Origin of the sequence: Streptomyces montanus, from assembly GCF_005786655.1 — a bacterium.
Taxonomy (GTDB): Bacteria; Actinomycetota; Actinomycetes; order Streptomycetales; family Streptomycetaceae; genus Streptomyces; species Streptomyces sporangiiformans.
In genome coordinates this window covers 57,855-80,340 of sequence record NZ_VBZC01000002.1, presented here as the reverse complement: position 1 = coordinate 80,340, position 22,486 = coordinate 57,855, and the positions used below count along the sequence as shown (strand labels likewise).

The following is a 22,486-nucleotide window of genomic DNA, read 5'->3' as shown; positions in this document are numbered from 1 at the left end:
CAGACGTGGCTCCACCCGGCAACCGATGAGGATGTGCATCAGTGACTCGATTCAGATTCCTGGCCGCGCTCACCGCAGTGCTCACGATGGTGGTCGCCTTCCTGGTGGCTCCGCCCGCGACCGCCGCCGTCGCCTTCACCTCGGCAGGGGTGAACCAGAACGGCGGCAACTGCCTGGACCTCCCGGGCAGTTCGTCGACCAACGGGACGCAGCTGCGCGCCTTCACGTGCAGCAGCACCGGTGCGAACCAGAGCTTCGGCTTCACCTCGGTCTCGGGTACGAGCGACACGTACACGATCACTACACAGTCCGGCCAGTGCGTCGACGTCTACGGCGCGTCCACGGCGGACAACGCCACGATCATCCAGTGGACCTGCCACAACGGAACGAACCAGCAGTGGCGGCTCGTCCCCGTGTCGGTCGCCGGAACCGACAAGACCTTCAACCTGGTCTCCGTCAGCTCCGGCAAGTGCGTCACGCCGAGCGGCGGCTCGTCGGCCTCGAACACCGGCCTGGTGCAGCTGCCGTGCGGTACCGCGAACGGCAGGGTGTGGCGCCTGCCCGGCTTCTCCGGCGGCGGCACCAGCCCGCGCACGTTCACCAATCCGCTCTCCCAGCACGGGCCCGACCCCTGGCTCACGTACTACGACGGTTACTACTACCTCGCCACCACGACCTGGAACTCGACGATCACCATGCGCAAGGCCAGCACATTGGCGGGGCTCGCCACGGCCAACGACCAGGTGATCTTCAACCTCACCCGCCCCAACGGGGCCGGCACGATGTGGGCCCCGGAGTTCCACCTGCTCGACGGCCCCAACGGGAAGCGGTGGTACTTCTACTACACGGCCGGACGGGAGCCGTACGACCTGGGCACCCAGCGGATCCACGTACTCGAGAGCGCCGGCCTGGACCCGATGGGGCCCTACAGCTTCAAGGCCGACCTGCTCGACCCCACCCAGGACAACACCTGGGAGCTGGACCCGAGCATCCTCCAGCTGAACGGCAAGCTCTACCTTCTCGGCACCTACTACAACGGCTCGCAGCCCATGTTCATCCGGCCGCTGTCGAATCCGTGGACCGCCGGCGGCACCCGCCGTGTGCTGTCCACCCCCACCTACAGCTGGGAGACGGTGGGCGGCGCGGTCAACGAGGGCGCCGAGGTCCTCCAGCGGGGCGGCAAGACGTTCATCATCTACTCCGCCAGCCACTGCTCCACACCCGACTACAAGCTGGGGATGCTCACCTACAACGGCGGCGACCCGCTCAGCTCCTCCTCCTGGGTCAAGTCACCGAACCCGGTCTTCCAGAGGTCCAACGCCAACGGTGTGTACGGCCCCGGCCACAACGGCTTCTTCAAGTCGCCCGACGGGACCGAGGACTGGATGGTCTACCACGCCAACGACTCCGCCGGCGGTGGCTGTGACATGAACCGGAGCACCAGAGCGCAGAAGTTCACCTGGAACGCCGACGGCACACCGAACTTCGGCACCCCGGTGGCCCTCGGTGTCCCGCAGGCCGCACCGTCAGGGGAATAGCCGGACGCCACGACCGCAAGAGCGCTGTTGCGGTTCGGTGACACAGGGGACGCAGCTGTGACAGGGACGGGCACAACGGGTGCGGGCGATGGCGGGTCGTATGAAGCGTTGACCGACCAACGCCAAACGACCTATGACCACCATGGGGGAATCATGAACGTCCGCACTCGACGTACCCGACGTACCCGACGCGCCGCGGCGGCTGTGGCTGCTGTGGCGGCCGGAGTCGCCGTCGCGGTGGCCGCTGTTCCGGCGGCCGCCGCGTCGGCGCCCGACACCCCCCGGTTCCTGGAACCGGCCGAGCTGCCGCCGCACCCCATGTCCCCCTGGTACGCCGGCCCCGTCACCGCCGGGCAGCCGGACCCGCTGCCGGGCTGCGGGGGCGCCCCGCTGCCGTCGATCGCCAGCCACCGCGCATACCGGACCGAGTACGAAACCAGCGCCCTGCAGGTGACGGTTGTGGAGCGCGACGAGCAGCGGGCCAAGGAGTTCGCGGCCCTGCTGCGCAAGGATCTCGCCGGCTGCGCGCAGAAGCTGATGGAACGCAACCCCGACGTCACCGCGACCCAGAGGTACTACGGCAAGCTGAACGTGGAGGAGGGCGCGTACGTCTACGGCATCCACACCACCACCACGTGGGGAGCCACCGACATCGGCCTGTACTCGGTCGGCCGGGACGGCACGACCGTGACCCTCGTCGAGTGGGCACAGATGGGCAACTTCCAGAACGCCCAGGTCGACGACTTCAAGAACACCACCGTCACGGCCGTCAACAAGCTCAACTGAACAGTGCCGGCGCTGCGGCAAGGCCGCATGCCGCAGCGCCGGCGCCTGCTCCGCGAAGAGGACGCGGCTGCTACCCCAGATCCACCTGGAACACCTTGTCCGCGCCGTCCGGCTCGCCTCCGTTGTTGTCGGCGTTGGTGGTGGACAGCCACAGGGCGTTCTTGCCGGGGACCTTCTCCACCGTCCGCAGTCGGCCGTACTGACTGGTGTAGTACGCCACAGGGGTACCCGCGCTGGTGCCGCTGACCGGGATCCGCCACAGCCGCTCGCCGCGCAGTGCCGCCAGGTAGAGGGCGCCGTCCGCGTACGCGACCGCGCTCGGGGAGGCCTCACTGACGGTCCACTGCCGTTTGGGGTTGGTCATGCCGGAGGTGGAACAGGTGCCCTCGCAGACCGGCCAGCCGTAGTTCTTTCCGGACTCGATCAGATTGAGCTCGTCGTACTTGCTGTTGCCGAACTCGGCTTCCCACAGCCTGCCTTGCGCATCCCAGGTGAGACCCTGGGGGTTGCGGTGGCCGAGGGAGAAGACGAGCGTGCCGAACGGGTTGCCGGGTGCGGGCTTGCCGTCCGCCGTCATCCGCAGGATCTTGCCGTTGAGGGAGTTCTTGTCCTGTGCGCGATCGCCGTTCTGGCCATCGCCCGTGGTGGCGTAGAGGTAGCCGTCGGGGCCGAACTTGATGCGTCCGCCGTTGTGGTACTTGTTCTTGGCTATACCGGTGACGAGAACCTTGTAGCCGCTGAGCGAGGAGCCGTCGTACGTCATGCGGACGATGCGGTTGTCGCTTGCCGCCGAGTGCATGAGATAGACGTAGTGGTCGCTGTTCCAGTTCGGCGAGACCGCGACGCCGAGGAGGCCGCCCTCGCCATTGGTGGTCACGACATTGGGTACCGTACCGACCTGGGTTCTGGTGCCGGACTGGGTGAGCTTGAAGAGCTTGAACGAGTCCCGTTCGGTGAGGAGTGCCGACCCGTCGGGCAGCCAGCTGAGGCCCCAGGGAACGGTCCAGCCGGACGAGACCGTCCGGATGCCCGTGGGGACGGAGTCGATGCCGCTGTCGGTTCCTCCGACGCTCCGGGCCGTGGCGTTTCCGGTCCCGGCAGCCGCGCCGAGCAGACCGGCGGCCAGCGCGACCGCGGTTGCCGCCGCCGTCAGGGCAGGGGGCACGCGTCTTGCGGTGATGCGGGGGTGGCTTGCCATGGAACTGCTCCTCGAGTGGGGGATCAGGAGTCCTGGACGGTATGTGACGAGACGTCAACTCACCGAGAAGGTAGGAGGTGTGCGACGGAGGGTCAAGGACAGATAGAGCCAAAGGTCCGTACCACCACCGCGAGAGATCGGAGCACTTTCTTGCTGCCCCATTGACCCGGAAGGCTCGGCTCGCGATTCTGCAACAGAGCACAAGTCGAACAGGAGACACCTGTCCCCCACTCAGAAAGGCAGGTCTGTTCATGACCGAATCCGTGCAGCAGGCGGTGGAATCCCAGGCACAGCCCGGCAGCGAGGAGACATCGGGCTGGCAGACACCCGACTACGTGGTCGTCGAGACCGCGCTCGAAGTCACCGCCTACTCCCTGAACAACCGTTAGCCCGCCGCTGTGCTGCTGCAGGTGCTGGGCACCGCGGCGGGCGGTGGCATTCCCCAGTGGAACTGCGCGTGCCCCGGGTGCTCCGGGGCACGCGCCCACCCGCGCCGGCGCCGCCGCCACGCCTCACTCGCCGTACAGGCGTCCGAGGACCGCTGGTATCTCGTCAACGCCACCCCGGACATCGGGGACCAGATCGAGAACTGCCCGGCACTGCACCCCCGCACCGGATCGCGGCGGACCCCGCTCGCCGGGGTGATCCTGACCGACGCGGAACTCGACCACACCCTCGGCATCGCCCGGCTGCGCGAAGCCGGTGCCGGCGGCCTGGAGTTGCTTGCCACCGGCGCCGTACGCGAGGCACTGCTCACCCGACTGCGGCTGGAGGCCGTCATCGGCCCGTACACCCCGCTCACCTGGCGGGAACTGCCCCGCGAGCGGCCCGAGCCGCTCGAGTCGGACTCCGCCGTCGCGATCAGCGCGATTCCGGTCTCCGGCAAACGCCCGCGGTACGCGGCGGACTTACCCGGCCCCGGCGCGGATCCCTGGGTCGTGGCCCTGCGTCTGACGGACCGCGCCACCGGGGCGACCACGGTCTACGCCCCGGCGCTGGCAGCCTGGCCGGACGCCCTGCAGTCCGCCGTGACCGAGGCCGACTGCGTGATCGTCGACGGTACGTTCTGGGACGACGAGGAACCTCGGCGTACGGGCATCTCCCCTCGCACCGCGACCGGTATGGGGCATCTCCCGATCGACGGGCCGGGCGGCACCGCGGAGCGCCTGGCGCCGTTGCGCGCCCGCTGTCTCTACACCCATCTGAACAACACCAATCCCCTCGTCGACCCCGGCGCGCCGCAGCACAAGCGGCTGGCCGACCGGGGCATCGAGGTGGCCGGCGACGGAATGGTGATCAATCTGTGAGCACCGGCATCAGCACCAGCACGAGTAGGACAACGGCGTTCGAGGACCGGCTGAGGACCGTGGCCCGGGAGCGTTACCACGACCGCCACTCCTTCAACGTGCGTATGCACCAAGGCGAGCTGACCCCCGACGAGCTGCGCCGCTGGATCCTCAACCGCTTTCACTACCAGCGGCACATCCCCGTCAAGGACGCCCTTGTGCTCGCCAAACTGGACAGCCCGCAGCTCCGCCGCATGTGGCTGCGGCGGATCGAGGAGCACGACGGCCGGGCCGAGGGAGAGGGCGGTATCGAGCGGTGGCTGAGACTGGGCGAGGCCGCGGGAGTCGACCGTGCCCGGCTGCTGTCCGGTGAGGAAGTGCTGCCCGGCGTACGGCTGGCGGTGGACGGATACGTCAACTTCTGCCGGCTCCGCTCCCCGCTGGAGGCCGTCGCGGCGTCCCTCACCGAGTTGTCCGCCCCGGGCATCATGCGCACGCGCATCGCCGCGTTCGAACGCCACTACCGGTGGATCGACGCCGACGGGCTCGCGTACTTCCGCTCCCGCGAGACCCAGGGCCGCCAGGACAGCGGGGAGGCCCTCGGCCTCGTACTGGACTGGGCGCGCACCGAGGCCGACCAGGAGCGCGCTGTGGCAGCACTCGCCTTCAAGTGCGACGTGCTGTGGTCACTGCTCGACGCGATCGACCACGCCGACGGAAAGGAACGGCCATGACCGGATGGCGGCCGGCCCTGGCGCGCTCGGTCGTGCTCCGGCACGACCGGGTACGCCGGGCAGACCTGCTGGTCCTGCCGGAACGGGTGGTGGTCCTCGGCGGCCGGGCGGCTGATGTCCTCAGGTTGTGCGACGGCCGGCGGCAGGTCGGCGACATCGTCGACGAGCTGGCGGCCCGGTTTCCCGGCGCCCCCGTCGCGGCCGACGTGCCCCGGTTCCTCGACCGCGTACGCGAGGAGGGCTGGCTGCGATGACGAGCCCACCGCCGCCCTGGGCCCTGCTGGCCGAACTCACCCACAGCTGCCCGCTGCACTGTCCCTACTGCTCCAACCCGCTCGAACTCGTGCGCCGTTCCCGCGAACTCTCCGCCGAGGAGTGGGCAGACGTGCTGCGGCAGGCCGCGGAACTCGGCGTCGTCCACACTCATCTCTCCGGTGGCGAGCCACTGCTCCGCCCCGATCTGGCGGCCATCGTCGCCGCGGCCGAGTCGGCAGGCATCTACACCCAGCTGGTCACGAGCGGGGTCGGGCTGAGCGCACCGAGAATGTCCGCGCTGGCGTCCGCGGGGCTGCGCAGCGTCCAGTTGTCGGTGCAGCACGCGGATCCTGCCGCCTCCGACCGGATCGCAGGGCACCGGTCCTTCGCGGCCAAGGAGCGGGCTGCCGCTGTCGTACGTGACGCGGAGCTGCCGCTGGGCCTCAACGTCGTCCTGCACCGCGACAACCTCGACGCCGTCGGCGACATCGTGGACCTCGGCGTGGCCTGGGGCGCCGAGCGGATCGAACTGGCCAACGTCCAGTTCTACGGGTGGGCCCTGCGCAACCGCACCGCGCTGCTGCCCACTCGCGACCAGCTTTCCCGCGCCCGGGAGACGGTGGAGAGCCGACGGAAGCAACTGGCGGGCACCGCCGAACTGGTGTGGGTGGTACCGGACTACTTCGACGGCGTGGCGAAGCCCTGCATGGGAGGCTGGGGAGCGGTCTCCCTGACAGTCGCCCCGGACGGCGGCGTCCTGCCGTGCCCCGCGGCGGGGGCCCTGCCGGACTTGGACGTACCGAACGTGCGCGACAGATCCCTGGAGTGGATCTGGAACAGTTCCCCGGCCTTCAACCTCTACCGCGGCACCGAGTGGATGAGCGGACCGTGCGGTGGCTGCCCGCGCCGGGAGACGGACTTCGGAGGCTGCCGCTGTCAGGCGCACGCGCTCACCGGCGATGCCGCCCGCACCGACCCCGCGTGCGCGCTCTCCCCCGACCACGCCCTCGTACGCGCACTGGCGGAGGCACCGTCTGACGACCCCCCGCCCGACGACGCCCGGCGCTACGTCTACCGCGGCCCTCGTCCGGCGCGGCGCGAACGATCCAGGGGGTGAACCGGGCCGACCGCCGCGGGTGCCGGCCGTTGCCTGCGTGCCGGCAGTCCTCAGTGGATGTGGAAGCCCCCGTGATCGGGATCTCGGCCTCCTCCGAAGACCCCGCCGCCGCGCTCGGCCGAGACGGAGGACAGGAAGCTCGCGGCGTGCGCGGTGGCGCAGCCGATGCCGGGGCGCGAACGGCGAGAACCAGGAGGCCGGCTTCGGGCTTTCGGCACTCAGGGCGCGTGAGGGCCTGCCGACAGTTCTGCCAGCGGCTGGAAGGAGCGTCGGAAATAGAGCAGGGGCTGGTCGTCCAGGAGGGTGACGTCGTGGACGCGGGCGACCAGGATGCTGTGGTCGCCCCCGTCGTAGCGTGCGTGGGCCGAGCAGGCCAGGGTGACCGGCGCGTCCGGCAGGACAGGAACTCCCCGTTCGTCGGGGACGAACTCGTTTCCGGTGAACTTGTCGGCGCCGCTGGTGGCAAACCGTGTCACCAGCGCGAGGTGGCGTGGGGCGACGATCTGGATCGTCCAGTCGTCGCTCTGCCGGAAAGCCGGGTGGCACCGGGCGGTCTTGGCGAGGCAGACCAGGACGAGTGGCGGGTCGAGCGACAGCGAACAGAACGAGCTGGCGGTGAAACCCCACGGCCGGCCCGACCGGTCCGCGGTGGTCATGATCGTGACGCCGGAGGGAAAGGCCGCCATGGCGTCGCGGAACCGGGCGGAAAGGTCGCAGTGCGTGGACTCGGTCACGTCGCCGCCCCTTCCGGTCGTGGCGGTCGTGCGGGTCGGGCTCCTTGACCGCCGGACAGTGCGCACATCCGCGCGCCGCCGACGTCCGGGATCCGACGAGTCTCCGTCTCCGCCCTGGGGCACAGCGTGCGCTGGACCCGGCGGGCGTCGCGGCCTTCTACACGGACGTGGCCTCCACTTTCCTCCTTGACCGGGCAGACCTGCCGCACCTGCCCGCCGTCGAGAAGCAGGGCTTGCGGGCCATCCCCACGGACACCCTCCTCCACCAGGGCGCCGACCCGGCCCCTTTGATCACAGCCCTCCTCGCCCGGAGGTGATGGCGGCTCGTCCTCCCCCATGCGAGCCCCCGGGCCTGCCGCGCCCCGACGCCTGGGCTACCAGGGCTACCTGCCCCAGATGTTCTGGTACGCCTCGCGGTAGCCCGCCGGATCCCAGGTCGTGGCCCCTCGACTGTTGGCGGCGGTGGAGATGTGGACGGGGGCGGCATAGCCGCTGGCGGGCCGGCCGGCGAAGGCCCGGTTGAACTCGTCGATGATCTGCCAGCCCTGCTCGGACAGTGGCTCGGGGACGGTGGCGGCCTGGTACTGCTCGTTGTTGATGCGCTGGAAGGCGGAAGGATCGCCGTCGCCCGCGCCGATGTTGAAGGGTGGGCCGGAGCCCTGCTTGCCGGCCGTACGGAACGCGGGCGCGGCGTCGGCGAAGTACAGGTCGTTGATGGCGACGGAGTAGTCCCACTCGTTCTGGAAGCGCGAGACGAGTGAGGAGACCACCTGGGGGGTGCGGGTGCTCGCGTCCGGGATCGGGATGTTCTCGTACGCCAGCAGGTCCACGTCCGAGCAGGTCGCGAGTTCCTTCCTGATCAGCTCGGACTTGTTCTTGGCGAAGGGGATCGAGGCGTCGGTGAAGACCACGACGCCTGCGTCGCCGTTGGACCGCGCGATGACCCAGTCCGCGCTGATCCTGGCCACGTCCTCCACCTTGGTGGTGACGTTGGCGAAGAGTTTGGGCCTCTCGCTGGGGCCGGGGGCGGCGACCGCGTGCCATCCGACGAGGGGGATCCCCGCCGCGTCGGCCTGCGCGATCTGGCCCGAGGTCGAGTTGGGGTCGAAGCCGCCGATGACGATGCCCGAGGGTCTGAGAGCCACGGCCTGGCTCATGGCCGCCTGGATCCCTGCCGGGGTGCCCCCTCCGTCGATCACCCGGAGGTTCCAGCCGATGACCTTCGCGGCTTCCGTCACACCTCTGGCGGCTCCCGCGACCCCGGGGTTGGTCATGGTCTGGGCGACGTAGACGATGGTCTTGCCGGACACCGCCTCGGGACCGCTGGTCGGACCGTTCCAGGGGACATTGGTCCTTTCCGCCTGGCGGACGGCCGCCTCGGCTCTGGCGAGGGTCTCGGGGCAACCACCCGGCCCCCCGGAAGAATCCCCGGTGCCGGTCGACGAGCCGCGCTCACAGCCGACGAGGACGGCTGCCGCTGCGAGCAGTGTGGCGGCTGTGAGGGAGGTCTTGCGGTGGGAGTGCACGGGATCTCCTCGCGGAGGGCAGGGACGGGATGGCGGGCCGGACTTCGGGAACGTGGTGCCGGGAGGGAGGGGTCACGGCGGGTTCCCGGGACTGCTGTCCCCCGTCGGCGCCGTCGGCGACAGCGACTCGGGGGCCGGGGTCGCACCGGTGCGCAGTCGGCGCCGGGCGGAGTAGCCGGCCAGGCCGACGGCGAGGAGCAGAGTGGCGCCGTTGAACAACGGAGTCACCCAGAACTGGGCGCCGAGCTGACCGATACCGGCAAGGCCCACGGCCAGGACAGTGACGGCGACGAGGGTGCCCATGGCGTTGGGGCGGCCGGGTTTGATCGCGGTGGAGCCGAGCAGCGCGCCCACGAAGGCGGGCAGCAGGTAGTCGAGGCCGACGCTCGGGTTGCCGATCTGCTGCTGGGCGGCGAGCAGCACACCGGCGAAGCCCACGACCAGCCCCGACCCTGCGAAGGCAAAGATGGAATATCGGCGGGTGGGGATGCCGACGAGGTCGGCGGCACGGGGGTTGGAGCCGATGACGTACAGGTACCGGCCGAGTGGCAGGCGCTCCAGGAGCAGCCAGAGGACGACCGCGAGGGCGAGCACGTAGAAGGCGGGCACCGGAAGGCCGAGGAAGGTGGAGTCGTAGATGTCGGTGAAGGCGGCCGGCAGGCCCTGCGGGCCGGGGACGATTCGGGCGCCGCCGGTGATCCAGCCGGTCACGGCGTACAGCATGCTGCCGGTCCCGAGGGTGGCGATGAAGGAGTCGATCCTGCCGAACTCGACGATGACACCGTTGAGGACGCCGACCACCGTCCCCCCGAGGATCACCGCGAGACAGGCGAGCGGCCAGGGCCAGCCGTCGTTGACAACGAGCTGCATCACCATGACATGGGCCAGGCCGAGGCCGTAGCCGATGGAGAGGTCGAACTTGCCGGTCACGATGGGGAGTGTCGCGCCCAGCGCGAGGATGGCCGGGATCGACTGGGTGGAGAGGATCGAGGAGATGTTGTCCTGGGTCGGAAAGGTGCGCGGCAGCGCCAGGGAGAAGACCAGGAAGAGCAGCGCGGTGAGGGCCAGGAGACCGTAGGTGCCGATGAGGTGCCCGCTCTGCTCGCGCAGCCGGTCGAGCCGGGACGGTGGTGAGGGCGAGGTGGTCATCGGCCGGCCGTGGTTCCGGGAAGGGCCGAGGCGGCCCGGGTGAGTGCGGCCACCGTGAGGTCCGGGCCGCTCAGCTCGGCGGTCACGGTCCCGCGGACGAATACCAGGGCGCGCCGGCACACGCCCGCGACCTCCTCGAAGTCGGTGGAGATGAGCAGGACCGCGAGGCCGGCGGCGAGCGCTTCGTCGAGCAGGCCGTGGATCGACGCCTTGGCGCCGACATCCACGCTCGCGGTCGGTTCCTCCAGGATCAGCAGGCGCATGCCGACCGGGAGCCAACGTCCGATCATGACCTTCTGCTGGTTGCCGCCGGACAGGGTGGCGATCGGGGCCTCGCTGTCACGGGGACGCACCGAGAACCGGTCCATCAGGGCGACGGCCTCGGTACGCTCGCGGCGGGGGCTGATCCAGCGCAACGCCGACAGACCGCCCGCACGGGGGTTGGCCAGGAGGTTCTCCCGTACGGTCAGTTCGGCCGCGCAGCCCTCCTCCTGCCTGTTGCCGGTCACGAGACCGACACCGAGGCCGACGGCGGCGGCGACCGTCCCAGGGCGGTACGGGCGACCGTCCAGAAGTGCGCGGCCGCCGAGGAGCCGCCGGGACCCGGCGAGCGCGCGGCCCAGGTCCATGTGCCCGGCGCCCGTGAGGCCCACGAGGCCGAGAATCTCGCCCTGCCGCAGCTCCAGGCTGACCGGTCCGGCCCGGGCGGTCCGTACGCCGTCGAGGGTCAGCGCGGGCGGGCCGTCGACGGGGAGGGCCGCGGGCCGGTGCGCGGTCAGTTCGAAACCCACGATGTCGTGCACCAGGCGGGTGAGGCTGTGGCCCGCCAGCGAGCCATGGCTGACGAGGCGGCCGTCGCGCAGGACCGCGAAGGCGTCGGCGACCTGGTACACCTCGTCCAGGCGGTGGCTGACGTAGAGAATGCCGTGCCCCCGGTCGCGCAGGGTGTGCAGTACGTCGAAGAGGCGGGCGCAGTCCGCGGCGGGGAGGCTGGCGGTCGGCTCGTCGAGGACGATGAGTTCGGCCCGGGTCGCGAGGGCACGCGCGATGGCCACGAGCGAACGCTCGGCGGGGGCGAGGTCGGCGATCCGTGCGTCGGGGTCCAGATGGCCGGCGACGGTCCGCAGCACTTCGGCGCAGCGCTCCCGGGTCCGCCGCCAGGAGATCAGCGTGCGCTGCCGTCCGCCGCGCGCATACCCGGTGCTGAGGGCGATGTTCTCGGCGACCGTCATCCACTCCACGAGACCGAGGTCCTGGTGGATGAAGGACATGCGCCGGGAGGCGGCGTCGGTCCCGAGCCGGTGCCCGGCCACCGTCACCTCTCCTTCGTCGGCGTGGTGGACGTCGGCGAGCACCTTGATGAGCGTGGACTTTCCGGCACCGTTGGGCCCGAGAAGGGCGAGGACACTGCCGCCGTGGATGTCGAGGTCCACGCCGGCGAGCGCGCGGGTCCCGCCGAACCGCTTGCTGAGACCGCGGATTCGGACAAGGGGTTCCGCGCCGAGCGGCGGGCGCACGTTCGCAGGGCTGTCGGGAGCGTCATGCACGGACTTCTCCGGTGGTGGCCTGGCGGGTGGTGGCCTGGCGAGTGTTCCCGACCGCATCGGGATGCTACTGGGACCAGCTACCGCATTTACGGCATCTCGCGGCCCCTGCTACTCCAACGGGTCAGTTGATCGGCAGGGCATTCCTCCATACGTGTGGTGGCCGCGAACGGACCCGTGCTCAGGCCGCCGCGTCGAGGGGGCATTCGGCCCAGATGACCTTGCCCTCCGGGGTGTAGCGAGCCCCCCAGGCCTGCGCCAGCTGTGCGACGAGGAAGAGGCCGCGGCCGCCCTCGTCCATGCTGGCCGCCCGGCGCAGGTGCGGGGCGGTGCTGCTGGTGTCGGAGACCTCGCAGATCAGGGTGCGGTCGTGGAGCAGCCGCACCCGGATGGGCCCGGTCGCGTGGCGGACGGCGTTGGTGACCAGCTCGCTGACCAGCAGTTCCACGGTGAACGCGACCTCGTCCAGGCCCCAGTCGGTCAGCTGCCGGGTGACGGAGGCACGGACCTGGCCGACGAGGGCCGGGTCGGCGGCCAGGTCCCAGCCGGCGATCCGCTTGGGGTCCAGGGTGTGGGTGCGGGCGACCAGCAGGGCGATGTCGTCACCGGGGTGAGCGGGGGCCACGCCGTCCAGAACGGCCTTGCAGGTGTCCTCGGGCGGACGGTCCGGGTGCGCCAGGGCCAGACGCAGGTGATCGAGGGCAACATCGACGTCGCGTTGCCGGTCCTCGATGAGCCCGTCCGTGTACAGGACCAGCTGGCTGTGTTCGGGAACGTGGAACTCGGCGGCTTCGAAGGGCAGGCCGCCCAGGCCGAGTGGAGGGCCGGCTGGCAGGTCGGGGAATGACACGGTGCCGTCGGGATGGACCAGTGCGGGCGGGGGGTGGCCGGCGCGGGCCATGGTGCACTGTTGCGAGGTGGGGTCGTAGACGGCGTACAGGCAGGTCGCGCCGATGATGCCGATGCTGTCGGCCGTGGGGTCCTCCCGGCCTTCCTCGCGGTCGAGGCGCACCACCAGATCGTCGAGGTGGCTGAGGACTTCATCCGGGCTGAAGTCGAGTTCGGCGAAGCTGCGTGCGGCGGTGCGCAGGCGGCCCATGGTGGCGGCCGCGTGCAGTCCGTGGCCGACGACATCGCCGACGATGAGGCCGATCCGGGTGCCGGAGAGCGGAATGACGTCGTACCAGTCCCCGCCCACGGCCGACTCGGCCGGCAGGTAGCAATGGGCCACCTCGACGGCGTTCTGCTCGGGCACACCGTGGGGGAGCAGGCTGCGCTGCAGGGCCAGAACCATCGTGTGCTCGCGGGTGTAGCGCCGTGCGTTGTCCATGCACAGGGCGGCGCGGGTGGCGAGTTCCTGGGCCAGCGAAGAGTCGTCGTCCCCGAAGGGAGCGGGATCGCGTGAACGGTAGAAGCTGGCGACGCCGAGGACCACGCCGCGGGCGACCAGAGGGACCGCGATGAGGGAGTGCACGTGGGCGAGCAGCTGGTTCGTGTGCTCGGGGTCCTGGGCGAGCCAGCCGACGGCGACCTGCAGATCGGGTTCCAGGACTGCCCGCCCGCCGGTCAGGGAACGCGACTGGGGCGTGGTCGGCCAGAGCTCGACCCGCTTGCCGACCGGATGGAAGGGGCAGTCGGCGCGGATGCCGTGCACCACGGTACGGCGCAGTTCCCTGCCGGGGTCGGCGGACTCCTCACCGCGCAGCACGGCCTCTGCCAGATCGATCGTGACGAAGTCGGCCAGTCGCGGGACGGCCGTCTCGGCGAGTTCCTCGGCGGTACGTCGCACGTCCAAGGTGGTGCCGATCCTGGCGCTGGCCTCGGACAGCAGTTCCAGGCGGCGCCGCGCGGCGAGGGCGTACTCGCCCACTCCTGGCTCACCCAGCAGCACCAGAGCCGGGGCCGGGCCCGGGGTCGTGGCCGGTCCGGGGGTCGTGGCCGGTCCGGGGGTCGTGGCCGGTCCGGGGGTCGTGGCGTCGTCGCCGTAGGCAGGCGACCTTGACGGCGGGGCGACGGGTTCGGTCGCACGCCCGGCGGGGCTGAGCAGCTCCTCGACCTGCCGCGGGATGGCGAACCGCTGGCGCGGCGTATCGACGGGGAGCGGTGAGTGACCGGGGAGGACGGCCTCGACGACGACCCCCTGGGTCCCGGAGGCACTCGTCATCGGGCGGCTGAGGAGAGTGACCCGCCGGCCGTCGGACAGATGCACATCGACAGCGACGCGCCGCGCCCCGGAGATCAGCTCGGCGGCCTTCTCCCTGAGTATCGCCAGGTCACGGGGGTGCAGCAGCTGGGACAGCTCCTCCGCGCCGCTGCCGTCCCCGGTTCCGGGCGGCTCACCGAACCGCGCGCGGCGTGCCTCGGTGTACGCCCGCAGCAGGCCCAGCTCTCGCTCGGAACTCTGCCCCAGCAGCCGCCTTTCGATGGCCGCGGCCGCCCCGCGTATGACGGGAAGCAGACCGGGGTCCGCGAAGGCGCGCGGATAGCCGAAGCACAGGATGCCTTCGATGCCCCCGCTGAGCGGGTCGCGGACGGGAAGCGCGCAGCAGGCGCTCGACTGCGAGCGCTCGGCGAAGTGCTCGGCACCGTAGACCTCGATGAGGCGCCTTTCCGCCAGGGCGAGACCTATGCCGTTCGTGCCGGCGACCTGTTCCGCGAACACGAATCCGGGAGCGCGCTGGATATCCGGAAGACTTCTGGCCCAGGACGCCCTGCCGAAACGGCGTTGGAGCACCGTTCCGTTCCCGTCGGCGAGGGAGATGTTCATCTCCATGCCCGCGAACTTCGACTGCAGCCGGTCGAGCACGGGACCTGCCGCGCGGGCGAGCCTGCCGTCCGAGTCGAAGTCCTCCCGGTAGGGAAGCTCCGCCTGGTCGGGAGACAGCCCCAGTGACCGGGACCGCCGCCAGGAGTCCTGGATCGGGCTTCGCACTCCTCCTTCGACCGACTCGCCCTGCAGGAACCGCTCACGGGCATGTGTGGGCCCGGTGCCGCCTCTCACCAGCCCCACCTGAGGCGGTCCCCCATCGGAGCGAACCACTCTCCACCTCACTAACAAGGGATTAATCCGCCCTTCGACCATAACGCCATATGGAGATATAAAGGGCGATAGAATAAGTGATTACGGTGCGTTCCGACCCGTCACTCGTGGTGGTTGCCGTCGGGCAGGCGGGCCCATGCGGACACCGCGCACATCCCCATCTCCACCAGGTCACCGGTGGTCTCACGCGGAGCGGGCCCCGGTAGGGCGGCCTCTTCGCATACTGAGAGGCATGGCCATCTATGACACGCTCGGCGCGACGTACGGCCGGACCCGGCAGCCAGATCCGCGGATCGCCGCGCAGATTCACGCCGCGCTCGGGAACGCCGCGGACGTGATCAACGTAGGAGCGGGCACCGGATCCTACGAGCCACCGCAGACGGTTCTCGCCGTCGAGCCCAGCCACGTCATGCTCGCCCAGCGCCCACCCCGGTCCGCGCCCGCCGTGCGCGCGGTCGCCGAGCATCTTCCGGTGCGCGACAACGCTGCCGACGCCGTCATGGCACTGCTGACCGTCCATCACTGGAGTGACCTTGCGGCCGGCATCGCCGAACTCCGCCGGGTCGCCCGCCGTCGCATCGTCGTCCTGACCTGGGACCAGCAGATCTTCCGCGAGCGGTTCTGGCTCGTGCGCGAGTACCTCCCACAGGCCGCCGCCTTCGACGACACCCGCGCCATCCCGACCGACCGGCTGGCAACTCTGCTCGGCGGGGCGCATCAGGAGCCCGTCCACGTCCCGCACGACTGCACGGACGGGTTCGGTGCAGCATACTGGCGCCGCCCCCACGCCTACATCGACCCACAGGTGCGCTCCGGAATCTCGATGCTCGCCCAGACCGGGGAAGACGTCCTCGCCCCCGGCCTGACAAGGCTCACCGACGACCTGGCGACTGGCCGTTGGCACCACCGTCACGCCGACCTGCTCGCACTCGACACCATCGACGTCGGCTATCGGCTACTGGTGACAGACTCCTGACCTGCGCCAGCAGGCCAGAAGCGTAACCAGCAACGGGCCACCCCATTGTGTCAGCGGTTCCAAGAAACGGCCTGGCTCGCGAACGGCACCTGCGCGGTGGGCGCGGGGAGCTGGGAGAACGGGTGTACCCACAGGCCCTGGGCGGCCAGACGTGGCAGCACGCCCTCGCCGAACCAGTACGCCTCCTCCAGGTGCGGGTAACCGGAGAGGATGAACTCGTCGATGCCGAGTGCGTGGTACTCCTTGATGCGCTCGGCGACCTCCTCGTGGCTGCCGACCAGGGCGGTGCCCGCGCCGCCGCGCACCAGACCGATGCCCGCCCACAGGTTGGGGTGGATCTCCAGGCCGTCCCGGCCGCCGCCGTGCAGGGCGAGCATGCGCTGCTGGCCCTCGGACTCACTGCGGGCGAGCCCGGCCTGGACGGACCTGACGGTCTCCGGGCCGAAGCCGTCGAGCAGCCGGTTCGCCTCGGCCCACGCCTGCTCCGAGGTGTCCCTGGTGATGACGTGCAGGCGGATGCCGAACCGCAAGGTTCGCCCCTGCCGCGCGGCGAGCGAGCGGATCCAGGCGATCTTCTCGGCGACCTGGGCGGGCGGTTCACCCCAGGTGAGGTAGACGTCGACGTGCCGTGCGGCGACCTCGCCGGCAATGGCCGAGGATCCCCCGAAGTACACCTCGGGCACCGGATCGGGCACCCGCGCCAGCCTGGCGTCCTCGACCTGGAGGTGCTCTCCCGCCAGTTCGACGGTCTTGCCCTCCCACAACTCCCGGACGATCTCCAGGAATTCGCCGGTACGGTGGTAACGCGCCTCCTTGTCGAGGAAGTCCCCGTACGCGCGCTGCTCATGGCTCTCCCCGCCGGTGACGACGTTGAGCAGCAACCGTCCGCCGGTCTGCCGCTGGAAGGTGGACGCCATCTGCGCGGCGAGCGTGGGCGAAACGAAGCCGGGCCGGAACGCGACCAGGAACTTCAGCCGCTCCGTGTTCTGGCTGACCATCGCCGTGGTCAGCCAGGCGTCCTCGCACCAGGCCCCGGTGGGGGTGAGCGCGCCGACAAAGCCGAGGTCCTCAGCAGCGCGGGCGATCTGGGTGAGGTATCCGACGGTCGGCGGCCGGTCCCGGCCGGACTCGGTGGCGGGGGTGCCGTGGCCGCCGCCGACGACGTGGCGGCTGTCGCCGTTGGTGGGGAGGAACCAGTGGAAGGTGAGGGACACGTGGGGTTTCCGTTCTGACTGGCCGCCGGGGCGGTTTCGACGGGTCGATGGGCTGCTAGAGCAGCCCATGGCGGGGTGGCTTGGTGCCGCTCAGCACGTAGCGGCCGATGTGCTGGACCTTCCAGCGGGCGGGGTCGTGCAGGGTGTGGGTGCGGGCGTCGCGCCAATGGCGGTGCAGGTTCAGGGAGTTCAGGGCCGAGCGGGTGCCGGAGACCTCGAAGAGCGCGCCCGCGACCTCCACGGCCGTGGCCGCCGCGTGGGCCTTCGCGGAGGCCACCGCGATGGAAGCCTCGGCCGCCGAGTCGTCGGTGAGATCGGCGCGCGCCGCGTCCACCGTGCGGGCGGCCTCGCGCAGTAGCGCCCCCGACGCCCGTACTTGCACGGCGAGTTCACCGAATCGCTGGATCAGCAGCGGGTCTTCGGCCGCGGTCTCGACCCCGCTCTCGAACCAGGGACGACTCTTCGTCCGGACGAACTCCGCCGCCTCCGCGAGCGCGCCGTCGGCGATGCCCACGTCGATCGCGGTGTGCAGCAACTGGGCGACGGCTCCGTGGAGTTGCGGGCCCTGAAACGTGAGGTGGTGCGGGAGGACCCGGTTGGCGGACACGCGGACGCCGTCCAGCCGCACCGTCCCGCTGGCCGTCGTGCGCTGCCCCATCCCGTCCCAGTCGTCGAGGACCGTCACGCCGGGCGCGTCCCGGGGAACGTACGCGACGTGCAGGGTTTCGTCCTCGGTACGGGCCAGTACGGGAATCCAGTCGGCGAAGAGGGCGCCGGTGGAGTAGTGCTTGACACCGGTCAGGACGTACGAGCCATCGGGTCCGGGTTCCAGCCGGGTGCGGATGTCCTGGATATGCCGGGTGCCCGCCTCCGACTGGGCGTTGCCGAAGCGGCGCCCGGCGAGCACCTCGCCGAAGAGGAACTCCCGTTGCGCGGGCGTTCCCTGACGGCGTATCACATTGACGTACACGAAGTGGCTCTGCGGGATCTGGGCGAGGCTGGCGTCGGCCGAGGCCAGAAGCCGGAAGATCTCCGCGAGGCTCTCCTGATGTACGTCCGCTCCCCCGTGCTCGGCGGGCACAGTGACGGCGAGCAGACCGGCGGCCGACAGCCGGTCCAGCTCCTCACGGGGCAGTCGGCGTTCGGCGTCGCGTTCCGCGGCTCCGACGCGGAACTCGTCGGCCAGCGCGGCCGCCACGGACAGGGCCTCGACGTCGTCAGCGATGATCTTGGCGGTCACGGGGTCAGCTCGCCGCGGCCAGGAGCGGGGTACGGCCCAGGGCGTCGGAGAATTGGTCGACCACCTGGGTCAGTGCCTCGGCGGCGGCCGGCGCGACCGTGAGGGTACCGTCCTCGCCCGCGGTGATGTCCTTGTCGAGGGTGAACCAGCCCTGGACGATGTGCGCTGCACCCATCGAGCTGAGCACGGGGCGCAGCGCGTAGTCGATGGCGAGGACGTGCGCGGTGGTGCCGCCGGTGGCGAGCGGCAGCACGGTCTTGCCGGTGAGGGCGTACTGCGGGAGCAGGTCGAGGAGCGCCTTGAGGACGCCGGAGTAGGCGGCCTTGTAGACGGGCGTGCCGATGACGATGCCGTCGGAGCGCTCGAACAGTTCGGTGGCCCGGGCGATGGCGGGGTGCCGGAAGTCGGTGCCGAGCAGGGCCTCCGCGGGGACGGAGCGGATGTCGAAGGGGATCACCTGGTGCCCTTCGGCGGCCAGGCGGGCGTCCAGGTGGCGTAGGAGCCGGGCGGTGCGGGAGGAGGCGGAGGGGCTGCCGGAGACGGACAGGACGGTGGCCATGGGGCCTCATTTCTGAAGAGCCCGGAGCGCCCGCGCGTGCGGGCGCCCCGGGGCGAGCTGTCAGGAGTACCAGGTGGGTTCGGGCAGTTCACCCTCCAGGAACCAGCGGCCGACCTCGCGCCGCCCAGCGGTGTGCGGGGCGGGGCGGGTCTGCCAGTCGGTGGGCGTGGAGGTACTCATGCTTGATGACCTCTTTCGCAGTGCGGTGCGGAAGCAGTGGAGGCGGTCAGGCGTGCGCGGCGACGGACCCGATCTCGGCTTGCGGGAGTTCGGCCTCCAGCTCGCGGACGAGAGGCAGCACCCGGCGGCCGAAGTACTCGACCTCCTCGTGGTAGTGCAGGAAGCCGAGGAGGAAAAGATCGACGCCGAGGCGCTTGTAGGCGACGATCCGCTCGGCGATCTGCTCCGGGGTGCCGATCAGGCCCGTACGGAACCCGTCGTTGTACTGGACGAGGTCCTCGAAGCTGGAGTCCTGCCACATGCCCTTGCCGTCGGCGGCGGACTGGCCCGCCTGTTTGACGGCGGCGCCAAAGCCCTCGACGGCCTCGGTGTCGGCCTGCGCGACGATCTCGCGAAGGGTGTCACGGGCCTCGGCCTCGGTGTCCCGGGCGATGAGGAAGGCGTTGAGGCCGAACTTCGGGGGTGTACGGCCCGCTTCCGTGGCGGCCTTGTGGACGTCGGCGATCTGCTCGGTGACGCCGTCGAAGGCCTTGCCGTTGGAGAAGTACCAGTCGGACACCCGGCCGGCCATGGCACGTGCGGCGGTGGAGTTGCCGCCCTGGAAGATTTCCGGGTGCGGGCGCTCCGTGGTGTTGAGGGGCTTGGGCTTGAGGGAGAAGTCACGTACCCGGTAGAAGTCACCGGCGAGTTCGGCGTGGTCCTCGGTCCAGATCTTCCGCAGGGCGCTGATGAACTCCTCGGAGCGCCGATAGCGCTCATCGTGCTCCAGCCAGGGCTCTCCGAGGGCGGTGAACTCGCCCTTGAACCAGCCGCTGACGACGTTCACCGCGAAGCGGCCGTTCGAGAGGTGGTCGGCGGTCGCGCCGAATTTGGCGAGGACGCCCGGGTGCCAGAGGCCGGGGTGGACGGCTGCGATGACCTTCAGCCGCTGGGTGGCGAGGAGCAGGGCGAGGCTGAAGCCAGTGGACTCGTGCTGGTACTCGGCGCCGTAACTCGCCATGTAGCGGACCTGGCTGAGCGCGTAGTCGAAGCCGTTGTTCTCGGCGAGGACGGCAAGTTCCCGGTTGTAGTCGTAGCCCCAGTCGGTGCGCTGCTCGATCCTGCTGGTGACGAGGCCTCCACTCACGTTGGGGACCCAGTAGGCGAATTTCAGATGACCTGCGGGCATGGCGAACTCCTGTTGAGGTCTTTCGGATACGCCGAATTCACGGGACGCGAGGGGTAGGGAATGCGTCGCTCGCCGAATTCAGGCGTTCAGACGGGAAGCCGCGGCGCACGGCTGCCGCCGAACGGCGGTGCGGTGCGGTGCGGTGCGGGCACGACAGCACGACGGGAGACGGTCGTGCGTGCGGGTGCCTGGGACTCGGGGCCGTTCAGGCCGCGGGGCAACAGGAGGCGCTGGACACGCGCGCGAGGTCGACATGGCGTCGCCGCGTGAGGTCCAGTCGCATCTTCATGGCACCGATCGTGGCAGTCACCGGTCCAGGCGGTCAAGGAAAACCCGACCGGTCTCATATCGCGGGCCAGTGTTTTTCACGAAGGCGTGACAGGGAAACCCTTGAACGGGGTTTGGTGGCCGCACCAATCTGCGGTGGTGCGAATAGAAAGGTCCCTGGAACGCAAGCGCTCCGGCGCCACGATGAGCGCCGAGGGACGCGAACTGCTGCCGCACATCGTCAATGTGCTGGAGGCGGTCGACCGGCTGCGCGACGCCGCGGGCGAACAGCACCGGCATCCGCCGGCCCAGGCCGCTTCTGTTTCGGCGACATGTAAAGAGCATGAAATCCCGTCCGGACAGGCCGGAACACGTTGCCCGAGGCGGCGGCGACGTACAGCGTTGATCACCATGAACGATTCCGGGATATCCCGCCGCTTGTTCCACGGTCTGGTCGGTGGCGGCACGTTGAGCGCGGCCGGCATGGCCGCCGCCGCGCCGGCCGCCGCGAGCGACGAGGCCGGTCGGAATGACAGATCCACCGAGGAGCGGCCGTACCGTTCCCGTCCCGGCGGTTCGGGCGGGCCACGCCCCAACCTGCTGGTCATCCTCGGCGACGACCTGGGGTGGGCCGATCTGTCGTCGTACGGCGCACCGCACATCGAGACCCCGAACCTCGACCGCCTCGCCCGTCAGGGTGTGCGCTTCACCAACGCCTACTCCGGCTCGGCGACCTGCTCCCCCACCCGGTTCAGCCTCTACACCGGCCGCTTCCCCGGACGTACGAAGGGCGGACTGGCCGAACCCGTTGCCAACCGTACGCAGGGCCTCGATCCGAACCACCCGACCCTCGCCTCGCTGCTCAGGGCGGCCGGTTACGCCACCGCGCTGATCGGCAAGTGGCACTGCGGCTGGCTGCCCGACTACAGCCCGACGAAATCCGGCTGGGACGAGTTCTTCGGCAACCACGGCGGAGTGCTGGAGTACTTCTCCAAACTGGGGCAGCTCGGCGACTACGACGTGTACGAGGGCGACGCCACGTACAAGGACCTGCGTTACTACACCACGGTCCTCACCGAGCGGGCCGTGGAGTACGTCGGCCGCGACCACGCCAAGCCCTGGCTGCTCAACCTCAACTTCACGACCCCGCACTGGCCGTGGCTCGCCGAAGGCGACGCGGAGACCGGAGCCGAGATCGCGGCCAAGATCAGGGCCGCCGACAGCCAGGCGGAGATCAGCAAGGCGCTGAACCACTACGACGGCGGCTCGGTCGCGAAGTACACCGAGATGGTGCAGAGCCTGGACGCCGCCGTCGGGAAGGTGCTGGCGGCGCTGCGGCGTTCGGGCCAGGAGGAGAACACCCTGGTGCTCTTCGCCAGCGACAACGGCGGTGAGCGGTTCTCGTACAACTGGCCGCTCAGTGGGCAGAAGTTCGGCCTCCTGGAGGGCGGTATCCGGGTGCCGACCATTCTGCGCTGGCCCGCCCGGATCGACCCGCATCAGGTCAGCCACGAGCCGAACTTCTCCCCGGACTGGACGGCCTCGCTACTCGAAGTCGGCGGCGCCCGGCCGGACCCGGCCTACCCGCTGGACGGAACCAGCCTGGCCGGATACCTGTTGCGCGGGGAGGAACTCGGTGAGCGCGACTTGTTCTGGCGGGTCCGCGCCAACCGCGCGCTACGGCGCGGCGACTGGAAGTACTACCGGGACGCGGGCGGCACGGACCACCTGTTCAACCTCTCCCAGGATTCCCGGGAACAGGCCGACCTCGCGCCCGACCGGCCGGAACTGCTCGCCGAGCTCAAGGCCGCCTGGGAGAGAACGGCAGCGGGGCTGCTGCCGTATTCCGCGGCCTGACTGCATCCACGCAGGTTGGCCAGGGGGCCAGGACCTCGCGCTCGAAGAGCCACAGGAACGGCGACCGCTCCGCCCGGATTCAGCGCTCCCGCACGACGCCGAGGAGCCGCGGCCGACG

21 protein-coding genes are annotated in these 22,486 nt (G+C 70.3%); 10 read left to right on the top strand and 11 right to left on the bottom strand.

Translation table 11 applies throughout. The features are described from left to right. The first annotated feature begins 41 nt into the window (after positions 1 to 41). Both FE633_RS01770 and FE633_RS01765 read left to right on the top strand, forming a co-directional pair. Positions 42 to 1,538: a family 43 glycosylhydrolase gene (locus FE633_RS01770; RefSeq protein WP_138043210.1), complete on the top strand. Its 1,497-nt coding sequence runs from the start codon at positions 42 to 44 to the stop codon at positions 1,536 to 1,538. Between the two features lie 153 nt (positions 1,539 to 1,691). Next, on the top strand, positions 1,692 to 2,324 hold the full coding sequence (locus FE633_RS01765) for a hypothetical protein (RefSeq protein ID WP_138043209.1): 633 nt from the start codon (positions 1,692 to 1,694) through the stop codon (positions 2,322 to 2,324). 70 nt (positions 2,325 to 2,394) lie between these two features. Here the strand turns inward: FE633_RS01765 and FE633_RS01760 are convergent, their stop codons facing one another. Then, positions 2,395 to 3,522 (bottom strand): PQQ-dependent sugar dehydrogenase, encoded by a 1,128-nt coding sequence (locus FE633_RS01760; protein ID WP_138043208.1) that lies wholly within the window; start codon positions 3,520 to 3,522, stop codon positions 2,395 to 2,397. A 251-nt stretch (positions 3,523 to 3,773) separates the two neighbouring features. On the opposite strand from FE633_RS01760, the gene pqqA reads away from it, so the two are divergent. The 5 genes from pqqA to pqqE are packed head-to-tail and all read left to right on the top strand — an operon-like array spanning position 3,774 to position 6,914. Then, complete coding sequence (gene pqqA / locus FE633_RS01755) at positions 3,774 to 3,911, top strand: pyrroloquinoline quinone precursor peptide PqqA (protein WP_138043207.1); 138 nt, start codon at positions 3,774 to 3,776, stop codon at positions 3,909 to 3,911. A 9-nt stretch (positions 3,912 to 3,920) separates the two neighbouring features. Next, complete coding sequence (gene pqqB, locus FE633_RS01750) at positions 3,921 to 4,829, top strand: pyrroloquinoline quinone biosynthesis protein PqqB (RefSeq protein WP_138043206.1); 909 nt, start codon at positions 3,921 to 3,923, stop codon at positions 4,827 to 4,829. Next, positions 4,826 to 5,542, top strand: a complete 717-nt coding sequence (gene pqqC, locus FE633_RS01745) for a pyrroloquinoline-quinone synthase PqqC (RefSeq protein ID WP_138043205.1) — start codon at positions 4,826 to 4,828, stop codon at positions 5,540 to 5,542. Before pqqB ends, pqqC begins: the two co-directional genes overlap by 4 nt. Next, complete coding sequence (gene pqqD, locus FE633_RS01740) at positions 5,539 to 5,796, top strand: pyrroloquinoline quinone biosynthesis peptide chaperone PqqD (RefSeq protein ID WP_138043204.1); 258 nt, start codon at positions 5,539 to 5,541, stop codon at positions 5,794 to 5,796. The genes pqqC and pqqD overlap by 4 nt, the downstream gene beginning before the upstream one ends. Then, a complete protein-coding gene (pqqE, locus tag FE633_RS01735) occupies positions 5,793 to 6,914 on the top strand; it encodes a pyrroloquinoline quinone biosynthesis protein PqqE (protein WP_138043203.1) in 1,122 nt (373 codons plus the stop codon). Before pqqD ends, pqqE begins: the two co-directional genes overlap by 4 nt. Before the next feature lie 218 nt (positions 6,915 to 7,132). On the opposite strand, the gene FE633_RS01730 is transcribed toward pqqE, so the two are convergent. Beyond that, positions 7,133 to 7,648: a flavin reductase family protein gene (locus FE633_RS01730; RefSeq protein ID WP_281291093.1), complete on the bottom strand. Its 516-nt coding sequence runs from the start codon at positions 7,646 to 7,648 to the stop codon at positions 7,133 to 7,135. 44 nt (positions 7,649 to 7,692) lie between these two features. Between FE633_RS01730 and FE633_RS01725 the strand changes: the two genes are divergently transcribed. After that, complete coding sequence (locus FE633_RS01725; RefSeq protein ID WP_138043202.1) at positions 7,693 to 7,965, top strand: hypothetical protein; 273 nt, start codon at positions 7,693 to 7,695, stop codon at positions 7,963 to 7,965. Positions 7,966 to 8,031: 66 nt separating this feature from the next. Here the strand turns inward: FE633_RS01725 and FE633_RS01720 are convergent, their stop codons facing one another. The 4 genes from FE633_RS01720 to FE633_RS01705 all read right to left on the bottom strand — a co-directional run bounded on the left by FE633_RS01720 (position 8,032) and on the right by FE633_RS01705 (position 14,907). Next, entirely contained in the window at positions 8,032 to 9,174 is a 1,143-nt protein-coding gene (locus tag FE633_RS01720; protein ID WP_138043201.1) for a substrate-binding domain-containing protein, read from the bottom strand. A gap of 72 nt (positions 9,175 to 9,246) precedes the next feature. Continuing rightward, positions 9,247 to 10,323 carry an ABC transporter permease gene (locus tag FE633_RS01715; protein WP_138043200.1) on the bottom strand — a complete coding sequence of 359 codons (1,077 nt, stop codon included), beginning with the start codon at positions 10,321 to 10,323 and terminating at the stop codon, positions 9,247 to 9,249. Beyond that, a complete protein-coding gene (locus FE633_RS01710) occupies positions 10,320 to 11,870 on the bottom strand; it encodes a sugar ABC transporter ATP-binding protein (RefSeq protein ID WP_138043199.1) in 1,551 nt (516 codons plus the stop codon). Before FE633_RS01710 ends, FE633_RS01715 begins: the two co-directional genes overlap by 4 nt. Positions 11,871 to 12,048: 178 nt before the next feature. Continuing rightward, positions 12,049 to 14,907 (bottom strand): SpoIIE family protein phosphatase, encoded by a 2,859-nt coding sequence (locus tag FE633_RS01705; protein WP_425473131.1) that lies wholly within the window; start codon positions 14,905 to 14,907, stop codon positions 12,049 to 12,051. Positions 14,908 to 15,139: 232 nt separating this feature from the next. Here FE633_RS01705 and FE633_RS01700 point away from each other — a divergent pair, with 232 nt between their 5' ends. Further along, the gene (locus tag FE633_RS01700) at positions 15,140 to 15,883 is read left to right on the top strand and encodes a methyltransferase domain-containing protein (protein ID WP_138043197.1); all 744 of its coding nucleotides are present in this window, start codon (positions 15,140 to 15,142) and stop codon (positions 15,881 to 15,883) included. 50 nt (positions 15,884 to 15,933) lie between these two features. On the opposite strand, the gene FE633_RS01695 is transcribed toward FE633_RS01700, so the two are convergent. The 5 genes from FE633_RS01695 to FE633_RS49655 all read right to left on the bottom strand — a co-directional run bounded on the left by FE633_RS01695 (position 15,934) and on the right by FE633_RS49655 (position 20,527). Continuing rightward, the gene (locus tag FE633_RS01695) at positions 15,934 to 17,097 is read right to left on the bottom strand and encodes an LLM class flavin-dependent oxidoreductase (RefSeq protein ID WP_138043196.1); all 1,164 of its coding nucleotides are present in this window, start codon (positions 17,095 to 17,097) and stop codon (positions 15,934 to 15,936) included. Positions 17,098 to 17,152: 55 nt separating this feature from the next. After that, entirely contained in the window at positions 17,153 to 18,337 is a 1,185-nt protein-coding gene (locus tag FE633_RS01690) for an SfnB family sulfur acquisition oxidoreductase (RefSeq protein WP_138043195.1), read from the bottom strand. 4 nt (positions 18,338 to 18,341) lie between these two features. Beyond that, positions 18,342 to 18,896 carry an NADPH-dependent FMN reductase gene (ssuE, locus tag FE633_RS01685; protein ID WP_138043194.1) on the bottom strand — a complete coding sequence of 185 codons (555 nt, stop codon included), beginning with the start codon at positions 18,894 to 18,896 and terminating at the stop codon, positions 18,342 to 18,344. 226 nt (positions 18,897 to 19,122) lie between these two features. Then, positions 19,123 to 20,244 carry a dimethylsulfone monooxygenase SfnG gene (gene sfnG / locus FE633_RS01680; RefSeq protein ID WP_138043193.1) on the bottom strand — a complete coding sequence of 374 codons (1,122 nt, stop codon included), beginning with the start codon at positions 20,242 to 20,244 and terminating at the stop codon, positions 19,123 to 19,125. Positions 20,245 to 20,449: 205 nt separating this feature from the next. After that, positions 20,450 to 20,527, bottom strand: coding sequence for a putative leader peptide (locus FE633_RS49655; protein ID WP_353962852.1), 78 nt, complete (start codon positions 20,525 to 20,527; stop codon positions 20,450 to 20,452). 395 nt (positions 20,528 to 20,922) lie between these two features. Here FE633_RS49655 and FE633_RS01670 point away from each other — a divergent pair, with 395 nt between their 5' ends. Then, entirely contained in the window at positions 20,923 to 22,368 is a 1,446-nt protein-coding gene (locus FE633_RS01670) for a sulfatase family protein (protein WP_138043192.1), read from the top strand. The last annotated feature ends 118 nt before the right edge of the window (positions 22,369 to 22,486 follow it).